Below are 12,223 nucleotides of genomic sequence, written 5' to 3'. Positions count from 1 at the left end.
GAACAAGTTCACGATAGGGCATCCGACTCTCGCGCGACAGGGCGGCGGAGCGTATCGGGCAGTCAATTAGAGTGAGCGGAGTCAGCATCGTCTGTGAGAAGGAGTCCCGATGGCCGGAGCGCACACCCTTGCCGAGACCGAGCGCCAGGTCGATGCCCGGCTCGGTGACCTGCGGCTCGACTACTCCGCGATGGCCGTCGCCTCCAATCTCTTCCGTGCGGCGAATGCGGTGCGCAATCACTTCGAACGCACCGTTCTTTCCGAGAACAACCTGTCGTGGACGGCCTTCGTCGTGCTGTGGGTCACCTGGATCTGGGAGCCGATCGAAACCCGCCAGATCGCCCTCGAGGGCGGCTTCTCCAAAGCCACCCTCACCGGAGTGCTGTCGACACTCGAGGGGCGTGGATGGCTCATGCGCGAGCGCAGCGCGAACGACGGGCGCCTCGTTGTCGTACAGCTGACACCCGCTGGCCGCACGCTGATGAACACCCTTTTCCCGGCGTTCAACCTCCAGGAGCAGCACATCGCGAGTCCGATCGATCCTTCACGTCGCGACGAATTCGCCGAAATGCTTCGCCTCGTGACCGCACATGTGGAGAAAGCCGAGTAGCCGGGTCGGTCACTTCCTCCGGGTGTTGTCCGTGGTGGAGTACTACTCGAGGCCCCAGTTGCGGCACAGAACCGGCAGCCCGTGTTCGACCGCGTAGCCAACGGTCGGCCACTCATGACCGGAATGTGGGGCCACGATCGTGACGGTTCGCATCCCCGCCACTCTCGCTGCACTTTCCAACGTCGCTGCGGTGCGGCGATACTTCGAATTGGTCGCCCCAACGGCGAAGATCGCCAGCGTGTCGGCAAAGGGTGCGCCCGCGGCGATCAGCGACCGCGGCTTCGCCGCCTCGTAGGCATCCGCTGACCCTCCGAACGCTGCCGCAATTGTCGCCTCTGCGCTTCCTCGGTGGGGCGCGATTTCTCCGGAGACGTCGAAAATACTGCCAAACAAGCCGGGAAATCGTGAGCCGAGCTGAATCGAGCAGGTGCCGCCCTGCGAATAGCCCCCGATCGCCCACTTGGTGCGATTGTTCATCACGTTGAGATGGGCGCGGATCCAGTTGGGTACGTCAACCGAAAGGTAGGTTGCAGAATTTCCGAGTGGCGAGTCCACGCACATCGGATTTGCGTAGGCCATTCCAAGTTGATCGGGAATCACCACGATCGGTGCCAATCCCCGGTGGGTGCGGGCAAATCGATCGAGGATCGTCGGCATGTCGACGGTTGACACCATGTTGGTCGGAATTCCCGGTTGCCCCGACAGCATCACGAGAACCGGAAGGCGCGGAGGATGAGCGACAAGAGCAGCGGGGGGAAGGTAGATCACGGCGTCGCGCACGCTGAAACCAGACACCACACTCGGTATTCGGATGCTCCCGACTCGACCATGGAGTGGCATGCTGCGAGGTTGGTGCCACTCTGACGGATCGCCACGAAAGGTCGGCGTCAACAGCGGAGGGAGGGAGAGGTCGGCGACCACGGTTTTGCCCACCAGCGACCCGACCGCAGGAAACTGATTGGTCTGGATGTTCACTCCCGCCACCCCGGCAACGAGGAGAACGCTCGTGGCGACGACAACCCCGATCCAGCGCCGCCGAACACGGGAGTCACTGACAATGACCGCGAGCACCCCGAGCCCGGCCAGGCTGATAGCGAGCAGCAAACGATCACTCAAACCGGAAGTGCCAGTGAAGGTATTCAGCTGATTCCAGAGCAGCCAGCCGAGAATACTCCCGGCGACGGCACCCGCCACGCCGGCCACCAGCGTGATCTTCCGGCGTCCGCGCGGCGTCCGAGCGACCAGCCCGAGCACCGCGATGAGGGCGAGTGCGCTGATGATGGCGGGAACAGGCCCGTCCACCAGGCGAATGCGCCACACAGCTTCAAACACAACACCCTCGACTCATTGCGGCGACGCTCACTTGAGATGCAGAACCTCAACAGGAGCAAAGCAAATGACAATATTTTCACACTGTTCCGGCTGAGAAGGCGCCGGGGACACGGCCAGACGGGATGGTTGTAGAGCCTCCCGAGATTCGCTATGGTCATTCATTAGCATCCGAATGACTTTATGAGGAGTCGCCCGGCAGGAGGGTCGCGTGATAGACAGCACAGAAAGCTCGCAGCGCGCGAAGCCTCACCACGCGACATCTCACTGCATTGAGGTCGCGGGTGTCTCGGTCGACACACGCCATTACATCGGCGGCGAGCGCGTGGCATCCGATGCCTGCTTCTCCAACAGCTCGCCGATCGATGGCTCGTTTCTCGGGGAGATTTCCCGCGGTGGCGACTCAGAGGTGCAGCTGGCCGTCCAGGCCGCCCGGGATGCCTTCCCCGGCTGGGCGGCGACCTCACCGTCGGCGCGCGCCGCGATCCTGCACCGCATCGCTGACCTCGTCGAGCAAAATCTTGATGCGCTCGCCAACATGGAGACCCTCGACAACGGCGGACTGCTGCGCAGTAACCTGCGCGGGGTCATGCCGCGGGTCGCCCACAACTTCCGTTTCTTCGCCGACTGGCTCGTCGAGCACCTGGACGTCGAAGACTTCGAAACCCGCGGCCACACCAACCACGTCTCCTGGGATCCCTCCGGCGTCGCCGCGATCATCACCCCCTGGAACGCTCCGCTCATGCTCGCGACCTGGCGCATCGCCCCGGCGCTCGCCGCTGGAGACACTGTGGTGCTCAAGCCCGCGGAGTGGACGCCGCTCACGGCATCCTTCCTCGCCGACCTCACCAAGCAGGCCGGGCTCCCCGATGGCGTGTTCAACGTCGTGCAGGGCTACGGTGCCGAAGCCGGCGCCGCGCTCGTCGCGCATCCCGGTCTCAGCCGCATCTCCTTCACCGGCTCGGTGCCGACGGCCAAGACCATCGCGCGTGCGGCGGCCGAGAACCTCACCCCGTGCAGCTTCGAGCTTGGCGGCAAGAGTCCGTGCATCGTGCTCTCGGATGCGGACATCGAGCTCGCGGCATCCCTCGCGGTGGAGCAGTACGACAATGCCGGCCAGGTCTGCCTGTCGGGCACACGACTTCTCGTACACGAGAGTATCGCCGCCGAGTTCACCGCCGCGTTCACGCGCAAGGTCGAGTCGCTCGTGCAGGGCGATCCGCGCGATCCGCTCAGCGACATCGGCCCGCAGGTACATCGCACCCATTTCGAACGCATCACCGGATTCGTTGACCGGGCGAAGGCGGATGGCGCGACCATTGTCTTCGGGGGCGAGCAGAATTCTCGGCTCGGCGGTCTCTACTTCCGCCCCACCCTCGTGGACGACCCGACGCCCGGCAGCGAGATCGTGACGCAGGAGGTCTTCGGGCCGGTGCTCACCATGCAAACCTTCGCCACCGACGAGCAGGCGATCGAGCTCGCCAACGGCACAGAATTCGGTCTCGCCGCCGTGGTCGTCGCGGGCAACCGTGTTCATGCGGAGGCGATCACGACACGCCTGGTGGCCGGCACGATCTGGGTCAACTGCTTCTTCGTGCGCGATCTCCGGGCGCCCTTCGGCGGCTCGAAGAAGTCCGGGGTGGGCCGTGAGGGCGGCACCTGGTCTTTCGATTTCTACGCGGACGTGAAAAACACGGTCGTCGCTCCCAACGGATGGAAGGAATAGCTCATGGGTGAAATTGTCGGGGTAGGCCTCATCGCGCACGTGCCCACCATCATGCTGCCGGTTCAGACGCGCATGGAGCTCAACGAAGGCAAGGACTCCACGCTGGTCTCGGGCCTGGAGAAGTTGAGAGCGGATGTTTTCGAGTCCGACGACTACGACACCGTCATCGTGCTCGACAGCCACTGGGCATCCACCGTCGAGTTCATTGTCACGTCACAGGAACGCCGCCACGGGCTGTTCACCTCCGAGGAACTTCCGCGTGGCATGCACGGCGTGCCATTCGATTACCGGGGCGACCCGGAACTCGCCGAGCTCATCGGTGCCCAGGACGAGAAGAACGGCACCTGGATCACCCCGATAGACGACCCGGATCTTCCGGTGATGTACGCGACGATCAACCTCTGGAAGTACCTCGGAGAGGGGCTGCCCGACAAGAAGTGGATCAGCGTGAGTCTCTGCCAGACCGCGACGGATGAGGACTTCCTGCGCGCAGGGCGTGCCATCGGCGAGGCGATCGCGAAGAGCGATCGACGCGTGATCCTGCTTGCCTCCGGGGCCCTCTCGCACACCTTTTATAAGCTGCGCGAACTACGCAAGCACGAGATGGCCGACCCGAGCCATATTTTCTCGGAGGCGGCCCGCGTCGCCGACTACGAGCGCCTCGACTGGTTCACGGCGGGCGACCACGCGAGGGTGCTCGAGACGATGCCAGCATTCCACAAGGTGCGCCCCGAGGGCATGTTCGGGCATTGGCTGCTCACGATCGGAGCGATCGGCGAAGAGGCGTGCACCGCTCCGGGGGTGCTCTACAGCGAGTACGAGAACTCGATCGGCACCGGCCAGGTGCATGTCTGGTTCCCGCGCCCCGATGGCGGATTCCCGGCCGCGAAGAACCTGGTGCTGTCGCGTGAGTGACCCTGTGCTGACTGAGACCCGCCGCATCCTGCTCGACGGATTCGCCACCGAGGTGGTGCGCCGCGGCGACACCCTGGTTGCCGCCGACGGTCGTGAGGTGGGGATGGATGACGCGCCGCACCTGCCGCCAACCGTGCCGTCGAAGATCATCGCGGTGCACCTCAACTATGCGAGCCGCACCGACGAATTCATGACGAAGCTTCCGGCGGCACCAACCTACTTCCACAAGCCGGTGACCGCGCTCAACAGCCACGGGGGATCGGTCGTTCGTCCCCAGGGCTGCAAGTGGCTCAACTTTGAGGGCGAGATCGTCATCGTGATCGGCCGCACCTGCCGCAACGTGTCTCCGGCCGAAGCGGGCGACTACATCGCCGGCTACACGATCGGCAACGACTTCGGCTTGCACGACTTCCGCGACACCGACGCGGGTTCGATGTTGCGGGTGAAGGGCAGCGACACGCTCGCCCCGGTAGGACCCGGGCTCGTGAGCGGCTGGGACTTCCGCGGCAAACAGATCCGCACGCTCGTGAATGGGGTCGTCAAACAAGACGACAACACCGCGAACATGGAGTGGGATATGAATTACCTCGTGGCCGACATCGCCCGCACCATCACCCTGAGCCCCGGCGACCTGCTTTTCTCCGGCACGCCGGCGTTCTCCCGCCCGGTTGAGCCGGGGGATACCGTCGAGGTCGAGGTCGAGGGCCTCGGCACCCTGCGCAACCTGATCGTCACCGGACCGACCGCCATCCGCACCGATGTCGGCGCCCAGCCCACCGAGAGCGAAGAGGTGGTCTCCACCGCGCTCGGGGGCGACTGGGAGTTCCGAGGCATCCGCACCCCCTCTAAAGACCTCTACCCGTCGACAGTGAAGGGCCAACAGTGATCAAGATCGAGGTCAACATGGAGCTCTGCCAGCATTACGGGCAGTGCGTGTTCGAGGCGCCGAACCTCTTCAGCCTCAACGACGATGACAAGCTCGAATACCACGCCGAAGCGGATGACTCGGAGCGCGATAACGTGGAGGCCGCCGTCGACATCTGCCCGATGCAGGCCATCCGAATCGTCGAGTAGAGCCATGGCCGACGCCGGGCCCGTCATCATCGTTGGGGCGTCGATGGGGGGACTCCGAACAGCGGAGGCGTTGCGCCGCGCCAGCTACGCGGGCCCGGTCACCGTTATCGGCGAAGAGCCGCACGCTCCCTACAACCGTCCGCCGCTGTCAAAAGATGTTCTCTCCACCGGCGTCTCCCATGAGGCTGTCGCGTTTCCCGCGCGGGCGGCGACAGCGGACGTCGAGTGGATGCTCGGCGCACCAGTCGTCTCGGCCGATCTCGAGGCCCGCACCGTGACGACCAACGATGGCCGTGAGCATCCGTGGCGCGCCCTGGTGATCGCGACCGGGCTGCGGTCGCGGCGACTTGACTTTCCCGCTATCACCGGCAGGCATTGTGTGCGCACTCTCGACGATGCGATGGCCCTGCGGGACGAACTTGTTCCCGGCGCCCGGGTCGTGGTGGTGGGAGCCGGCTTCATCGGCTGCGAGGTCGCGGCGACCGCACGAAAGCTGGGGTGCGAGGTGGCGATCGTTGCGCCGGGGGCCGAGCCGCTCATCCGTTCCCTCGGGGCGCAGCTCGGTGCGGAACTGCGTCGACGGCACGAAGCGCACGGGGTGACCTTTCATCTCGGGCGCACAGTACACGCCATGCTCGGCGAGTTCGAATTCGGGGGACTGCAACTCGACAATGGCGAGATCGTGATGGGCGACGTGCTGGTCGAGGCGATCGGCTCGGAATGCAACACCGAGTGGTTGGATGCCACGGATCTCGACCTCTCCGACGGCGTACTGGCGGATTCCGCCCTGCGCGCGGTGTCGACCGACGGCACTGCACGCCACGACGTCTTTGTGGTCGGCGATGTCGCGCGCTTTCCGAACCTTCTGTTCGATGAGGTGCCGCGGCGCGTGGAGCACTGGAACATCCCCACCGACACCGGCAAACGGGCGGGCGCTGTACTCGGCGCGTGGCTGGCGCGCGACGGATCCTTCGGCGAGGTCGTGGCGCGCGGATTCACGCCGATGCCCGCGTTTTGGTCGAACCAGTTCGAAGTGAGCGTTCAGGCCTACGGCCTGCCGGCCTTGAACGACGGCGACATCCGCACACTCCAGGGTGACCTGTCCGGCGCGGTCGCCATCGGGTACTACCGGGCAGATCACCTCGTCGGAGTCGTTGGCCTCGGCCTCAAGGCAGAGCTGCTGCCCTACCGACAGGAGATCGCCGCGCACGCGGCCGGCGGATTGACCTAGGCGAATAGGCTGGCCGCATGAGCGACACATTCGGACCCCTAGCAATAGCTGTCGCGCAGTTCGCCCCTGGCGAGGACAAGGCGGCCAATCTTGAAGAGATGCGCGATCTCGCGACGACCGCGGCATCCCGCGGCGCGAAGCTCGTGGTGTTTCCGGAATACTCCTCTTACTTCACGCCCTCGCTCGGTGCGCACTCGGTCGCGGCGGCCGAGGCGCTCGACGGCCCGTTCGTTGCGGGACTCGAGGCGATCGCGAAGGTGCTGGACATCCACATCGTGGCCGGGATGCTCGAGCGTGGCGATGTGGACAACGACCGGTCTTTCAACACTCTGGTGGCGCTCGATCCACACGGTGCCCTCGTCGCCAAGTACCGCAAAGTGCACCTGTACGACGCGTTCGGCCAGAGGGAGAGCGACTGGGTCGTACCCGGGCCGATTGAGGAGCCGGAGACCTTCGAATTCGGCGACTTCAAGGTGGGATTGCAGACCGGCTACGACATCCGCTTTCCCGAGGTGACCCGTCGACTCGTTGATGCGGGAGCGGATGTGGTGGCGCTTCCCAGCGAGTGGGTGCGCGGGCCCCTCAAGGAGCAGCACTGGCGCACCCTCGTGACCGCGCGCGCTATCGAGAACACCGTCTACTTCGCCGCTGCCGATCATGGTCCGCCAATCGGAGCGGGCAACAGCATGATAGTGGACCCTATGGGTGTCGAACTTGCGACAATCGGCGAGGAGTCGGGTATCGCGCTCGCGTGGATATCGACCGGCCGCATCGCGGACGTGCGCGCCGTGAACCCCGCACTGGGGATACGTCGATTCGGGACTCACCCGCTATAAGCCCAAATCCGACCCTAGAGTGGAAACACTGCTGTTCTGCTCCAGGGGGAAATTTGATGGTCCACCCGTATCGCGTCGTCGTGGTGGAAGACGATCCGGATGTCGCGTTCTACACGAAGACCGTACTCGAGAAGCGCGGATGCGTCGTCAGCGTCATCGCCGACCCCCTCTCGGCCCTCAGCGCGATCGGTCGGTTCGACCCCGACGTCGTCATCACGGACATCGAGATGCCGGGAATGACTGGACTCGATCTCATCGACCAGGTCCATGCGAAGCATCCGGGCCTGCCGGTCGTCGTGATGACGGCACACGTATCAGTGGACTACGCCATTGCGGCGCTGCGTGGGCAAGCTGACGAGTTCCTGACCAAGCCTGTGCCCTCCTCGCAGCTCATGGCAGTGGTGTCACGACTTGCCGACGAATTCCGTCGAGCCCAGGCCGAAGCCCCCGCACGCGAGGTGGTTCTGGCGATTGGAGCCCATCCCGACGACGTCGAGATCGGCGTGGGTGGGATTTTGGCCGCACATCGCGCGGCTGGTGACTCCGTGACCATCCTCACGCTCTCCCGGGGTGCTCGCGGAGGCGAAGCGCAAAATCGTCAGGACGAGTCCTTGATGGCCGCAGAACTCATCGGTGCGCGCCTTTTCCTCGAGGACCTCGAAGACACCCGGATCAGCAATGCCGATCCCACAGTGGGAATCATCGAGCGGGTCGTCGCCGAGGTGAATCCGTCTATTGTCTATACGCACAGCAATCACGACCGGCACCAGGATCATCGTGCGGTGCATGATGCCACGCTCGTGGCTACGCGCGGGGTCCGCACCGTCGCGTGCTATCAAAGCCCATCGGCGACGGTTGACTTTCGTCCGAACCGATTTGTCTCCATCGATGGATTTATCGACACCAAGAATGCTCTGCTCGCATCGTTCGCCTCCCAGGCGGAGATCCGCTGGTACCTCGAGCCTGATTTCGTTCTGGCGACCGCGCGGTACTGGTCCCGCTACGGCGGCGGGGTGGCCAGTGAGCCCCTGGAGATTGTGCGGGAGTCTGCCGATATGTCGGTGTCTCGAAACGAGATCTCGGCGGCTATTCGTGAGGAAAAGCAACGTCAGGCCAGAGGGAAGGCTGCTTTCGGATGATTCGTGTCCTGGTCACCGGCGCTGGAGGACCGGCGGGAGTGGCGGTCATCCGCTCCCTGCTATCCAGAGCGGATGTCGAGGTCTATGCCGCAGACATGGACGGCTGGGCGAGCGGCCTCTACCTTGTGCCCGCCGAGCGCCGACGAATCGTGCCACGGGCTCTTGACCCGGAGTTTGTGAACGCTGTCATTTCCCTGTGCGGTGCCGATAGTACAAACGTGCTCTTCTCCACGGTCGATTCCGAACTGCCCGCACTCGCTGCTCGACGCCTCGAGCTCGGCGCCACGGTACTCGCCGCCCCTTCTCTGGAGACCCTCGAGGTCACACTCGACAAATTTGCGCTGTCCGAGCGGGTAGGTTCCGCTGCCCGGGTGCCGACCACCCGGCTCGTGGGTGAGGCAAGCCGGGCGGAGAAATGGGACTTTCCGATCATTGTCAAGCCGCGTCGTGGCGCCGGTTCGCGAGGGGTGCGAGTGGTGCACGATCGCGCTGGTCTCGATGCCCTTGGCGACGACACCAGCCTCATCGCCCAGGAGCTGCTCCCGGGCGACGAATATTCGGTCGACGTATTGGCGAACGCTGTCGGAGACGTGATTGCGGCGGTGCCGCGCACGCGTACCAGGGTCGACTCTGGTGTCTCCATCGCGGGCCGAACCGTGAAGAACGAGGAGCTCGAGGCAACAGCGTCGGCGGTGGCCCGTGCGGTGGGACTGACCGGGGTGGCAAACGTGCAGTTGCGCTACGACTCCAACGGCGCGGCAGCACTCCTCGAGGTCAATCCACGATTTCCGGGTGCGATGCCGCTCACGATAGCGGCAGGGGTCGACATGCCCTCGCTCGCGCTCGATCTCGCGCTCGGACTCCCGTTGCCCGCCCACATCGACTTCCGCGAGGTGGCGAACGTGAGATTTCTCGAGGATGTTTTTCTTGACCCGTCGGAGATCCTCTTTTCGGAGAACGCGGCGCACGATGAATCCGACGGCTGATGTCTGACCCGCTCCGTGTCGACTATCACGTTCATTCGACCTTCTCCGACGATGCAGTGAGTTCTCCCTCTGAAAACATCGCGGCTGCGTACTCGATCGGGCTTCGGGAACTTCGCCTTGTCGACCACGTGCGCCAGTCCACGACGTGGGTGCCGGATTTCGTGGCTGCTGTCGCAGCGGAACGAGTTCCCGATGGGCTCATGATTGTGACCGGCGTCGAGGCGAAGATCCTCGACAGCACCGGCAGGCTGGACATCCCCTCCGACCTGATCATCGGAGTGCGAGGAGTGGATGCGGTGCTCATCGCCGATCACCAGTTCCCGGGGACCGATGGCCCCTGGTCGCCCCGCGAGGTTCGCGAGCGGATCCAGCGCGGCCTCGCCGCCTCGGATGCGGTCGACTTGCTGGTCGGTGCCCTCATCGCGGCGATGGAATCCGTCTCGGCTGGGCAGCTGGCGCACTGCTTTTCAATTCTGCCGAAGATCGGATTGAACGAAGAGGATCTCACCGCGGAGCACCTCGATGCGTGGGCCTCCGCGGCAGCGCGCACGGGCACTCTGATTGAGGTAAACGAGAAATGGGCCTGCCCCGGCCCACGCGCTCTTGTAGCGGCTCGCCAGGCGGGAGCCACCATCGTCGCCTCGACGGATAGCCATATCGCCAGTGACATCGGCCGATATGAGCGAGTCGCGACGGTGCTAGAGGCCATGACATGAATTGGTTCCTCCTCGGCACTCGGGTGCTGGAGATCGTGCTTCTCGCTTTCGTGGCGACGGGTGCGATTCCCGTGGTGGTCGGTGCCTATTCGTTCCTGCTGATCCCCCTGCACGCCATCCGCAATCATTATTCCCGTGCGGCGCCCTATTTTCCTCGAGTGGCGATCGTGGTGCCCGCCTGGAACGAAGGCGCGGTGATCGCGACATCCATCGACCGTCTCATGGCTCTCGATTACCCGCTCGATCGTCTTCGTATTTATGTCGTCGACGACGCGAGCACAGACGATACACCGCGGGTGGTGACGGCGAAAGCGAAGCAGTATCCGGGATCCGTGTTTCACCTGCGCCGGGATAAGGGAGGCGAAGGCAAGGCGCACACACTTAATCACGGCATACGAGTCGTGCTCGAGGACGACTGGATGCAGGCGCTGCTGATCATGGACGCCGACGTCATCTACCTTCCCAATTCGCTTCGTCGGATGACACGTCATTTCGCCGATCCCCGGGTCGGCGCTGTCTCGGCATATGTTCGCGAGGGAAGCGCCGACAAGAACTACCTGACTCGCTACATCGGCCTCGAATATGTGCTGTCACAACCGGCGTCCCGTCGTGCCCACAATGTACTGGGCGCGCAGGCCTGCCTCGCCGGCGGTGCCCAGCTACACACCAGGGAGAACCTGCTTGCAATCGGCGGACGCATCGATACGTCGTCCCTCGCCGAGGACACCATCACCACGTTCGAGACGCAACTCAGGGGCCACAGGGTAGTTTTTGAACCCCATGCGGTGGTGCTCGCGGAGGAGCCCGGCTCGATCGACGCACTCTGGAAGCAACGGCTTCGCTGGGCTCGAGGCAATGTCACGGTCACCGCGCGCTATCGGAAGGTGTGGTTTCGACCCTCCCGAATTCACCGGCTCGGCTCGATCTCCTTTGGGCTTATCTGGTTCAGCCTCTACCTGCTCCCGATCGCCATGATCCTGTCGTCAATTGGCCTGATCGGCCTGCTCCTGATGCACAGCGACCTCGCCACAGTCGTCTTCCGAGCACTCTGGATCCTCGCTGCCTGCACCTACATTTTCATGCTCGGGCTCGGCGCTCAGCTCGACCGGCGCATCAGTCGACAGGCCTGGAGGGAGGTCCTGACATTCCCGGGCGTGATCTCGATGTTCATCATGCTGACCGCGTTCTTCCCCGGTCTCGTCGAACGCCAAATACCGGCACTGTTCGACGTGAAATTCACCCAGGCTGGCCTGTTCGCCCTAACCGAGTTCATCTACACCTGGATCCCGTTCTCCATGCTGGGCGCGCTTCTGGCTCGGCGCGTGGAGAAAACCCGGATCGGTCGTTTCCTCGCTCCGGCGATGATCTACCTCGTGGGTTATGGATCGCTGCTGTGCGCGATAACGCTTGATTCCTACATCAAAGAACTTCAGCGTGCGGAGGCCAAGTGGGACAAGACGGAGAAGACCGGACGGGTCGTCCTATGACACGCCGTGCCGAACTGCCGGTGCCGAAAGATCGTCGAAATCCTGGCGAGGAGTTCCTCGCCAGAGAAATCGATGACAATCGGCGTGCCGAGTTCTGGCTCATCCCAAAAACATTCCTGTCGCTTGCGATTGTCGCCGCGCTCATCGTTCTCCGAGAGGTTTTCAAGCTATGAA

13 protein-coding genes are annotated in these 12,223 nt (G+C 63.9%); 12 read left to right on the top strand and 1 reads right to left on the bottom strand.

Translation table 11 applies throughout. The annotated features are described in order from the left end of the window. Nucleotides 1–109 precede the first annotated feature (109 nt). Complete coding sequence (locus tag RCH11_RS12850) at nt 110–610, top strand: MarR family winged helix-turn-helix transcriptional regulator (protein ID WP_327057412.1); 501 nt, start codon at nt 110–112, stop codon at nt 608–610. 42 nt (nt 611–652) lie between these two features. Here RCH11_RS12850 and RCH11_RS12845 read toward each other — a convergent pair whose 3' ends face one another. Further along, the gene (locus RCH11_RS12845; RefSeq protein ID WP_327057411.1) at nt 653–1,942 is read right to left on the bottom strand and encodes an alpha/beta hydrolase; all 1,290 of its coding nucleotides are present in this window, start codon (nt 1,940–1,942) and stop codon (nt 653–655) included. A 208-nt stretch (nt 1,943–2,150) separates the two neighbouring features. Between RCH11_RS12845 and RCH11_RS12840 the strand changes: the two genes are divergently transcribed. The 11 genes from RCH11_RS12840 to RCH11_RS12790 are packed head-to-tail and all read left to right on the top strand — an operon-like array spanning nt 2,151 to nt 12,222. Further along, nucleotides 2,151–3,665 (top strand): aldehyde dehydrogenase, encoded by a 1,515-nt coding sequence (locus tag RCH11_RS12840; protein WP_327057410.1) that lies wholly within the window; start codon nt 2,151–2,153, stop codon nt 3,663–3,665. Between the two features lie 3 nt (nt 3,666–3,668). Then, nucleotides 3,669–4,580 carry a catechol 1,2-dioxygenase gene (locus tag RCH11_RS12835; protein ID WP_327057409.1) on the top strand — a complete coding sequence of 304 codons (912 nt, stop codon included), beginning with the start codon at nt 3,669–3,671 and terminating at the stop codon, nt 4,578–4,580. Between the two features lie 4 nt (nt 4,581–4,584). Next, the gene (locus RCH11_RS12830) at nt 4,585–5,466 is read left to right on the top strand and encodes a fumarylacetoacetate hydrolase family protein (RefSeq protein ID WP_327057408.1); all 882 of its coding nucleotides are present in this window, start codon (nt 4,585–4,587) and stop codon (nt 5,464–5,466) included. Continuing rightward, nucleotides 5,463–5,654 carry a ferredoxin gene (locus tag RCH11_RS12825; RefSeq protein ID WP_327057407.1) on the top strand — a complete coding sequence of 64 codons (192 nt, stop codon included), beginning with the start codon at nt 5,463–5,465 and terminating at the stop codon, nt 5,652–5,654. Before RCH11_RS12830 ends, RCH11_RS12825 begins: the two co-directional genes overlap by 4 nt. A gap of 4 nt (nt 5,655–5,658) precedes the next feature. After that, complete coding sequence (locus RCH11_RS12820; protein WP_327057406.1) at nt 5,659–6,885, top strand: NAD(P)/FAD-dependent oxidoreductase; 1,227 nt, start codon at nt 5,659–5,661, stop codon at nt 6,883–6,885. A gap of 17 nt (nt 6,886–6,902) precedes the next feature. Beyond that, nucleotides 6,903–7,721 carry a carbon-nitrogen hydrolase family protein gene (locus tag RCH11_RS12815; protein ID WP_327057405.1) on the top strand — a complete coding sequence of 273 codons (819 nt, stop codon included), beginning with the start codon at nt 6,903–6,905 and terminating at the stop codon, nt 7,719–7,721. 56 nt (nt 7,722–7,777) lie between these two features. Next, nucleotides 7,778–8,860, top strand: coding sequence for a response regulator (locus RCH11_RS12810; protein ID WP_327057404.1), 1,083 nt, complete (start codon nt 7,778–7,780; stop codon nt 8,858–8,860). Continuing rightward, complete coding sequence (locus RCH11_RS12805) at nt 8,857–9,846, top strand: ATP-grasp domain-containing protein (protein WP_327057403.1); 990 nt, start codon at nt 8,857–8,859, stop codon at nt 9,844–9,846. Before RCH11_RS12810 ends, RCH11_RS12805 begins: the two co-directional genes overlap by 4 nt. After that, nucleotides 9,846–10,562: a PHP domain-containing protein gene (locus RCH11_RS12800; RefSeq protein ID WP_327057402.1), complete on the top strand. Its 717-nt coding sequence runs from the start codon at nt 9,846–9,848 to the stop codon at nt 10,560–10,562. Before RCH11_RS12805 ends, RCH11_RS12800 begins: the two co-directional genes overlap by 1 nt. Then, a complete protein-coding gene (locus tag RCH11_RS12795) occupies nt 10,559–12,049 on the top strand; it encodes a glycosyltransferase (RefSeq protein WP_327057401.1) in 1,491 nt (496 codons plus the stop codon). The genes RCH11_RS12800 and RCH11_RS12795 overlap by 4 nt, the downstream gene beginning before the upstream one ends. Continuing rightward, nucleotides 12,046–12,222 (top strand): hypothetical protein, encoded by a 177-nt coding sequence (locus RCH11_RS12790; protein ID WP_327057400.1) that lies wholly within the window; start codon nt 12,046–12,048, stop codon nt 12,220–12,222. Before RCH11_RS12795 ends, RCH11_RS12790 begins: the two co-directional genes overlap by 4 nt. Nucleotide 12,223: the final 1 nt, after the last annotated feature.

Origin of the sequence: Glaciihabitans sp. GrIS 2.15 (assembly GCF_035984695.1) — a bacterium.
In the GTDB taxonomy this organism is placed as follows: domain Bacteria; phylum Actinomycetota; class Actinomycetes; order Actinomycetales; family Microbacteriaceae; genus Lacisediminihabitans.
This window is presented reverse-complemented; position numbering and strand designations above follow the sequence as displayed.

Bases quoted from the DNA above. Each gene is read 5' to 3' on its own strand.
- RCH11_RS12850 (WP_327057412.1), top strand. From the start codon at position 110: ATGGCCGGAGCGCACACCCTTGCCGAGACCGAGCGCCAGGTCGATGCC.
- RCH11_RS12835 (WP_327057409.1), top strand. From the start codon at position 3,669: ATGGGTGAAATTGTCGGGGTAGGCCTCATCGCGCACGTGCCCACCATC.
- RCH11_RS12820 (WP_327057406.1), top strand. From the start codon at position 5,659: ATGGCCGACGCCGGGCCCGTCATCATCGTTGGGGCGTCGATGGGGGGA.
- RCH11_RS12815 (WP_327057405.1), top strand. From the start codon at position 6,903: ATGAGCGACACATTCGGACCCCTAGCAATAGCTGTCGCGCAGTTCGCC.
- RCH11_RS12810 (WP_327057404.1), top strand. From the start codon at position 7,778: ATGGTCCACCCGTATCGCGTCGTCGTGGTGGAAGACGATCCGGATGTC.
- RCH11_RS12805 (WP_327057403.1), top strand. From the start codon at position 8,857: ATGATTCGTGTCCTGGTCACCGGCGCTGGAGGACCGGCGGGAGTGGCG.
- RCH11_RS12800 (WP_327057402.1), top strand. From the start codon at position 9,846: ATGTCTGACCCGCTCCGTGTCGACTATCACGTTCATTCGACCTTCTCC.
- RCH11_RS12795 (WP_327057401.1), top strand. From the start codon at position 10,559: ATGAATTGGTTCCTCCTCGGCACTCGGGTGCTGGAGATCGTGCTTCTC.
- RCH11_RS12790 (WP_327057400.1), top strand. From the start codon at position 12,046: ATGACACGCCGTGCCGAACTGCCGGTGCCGAAAGATCGTCGAAATCCT.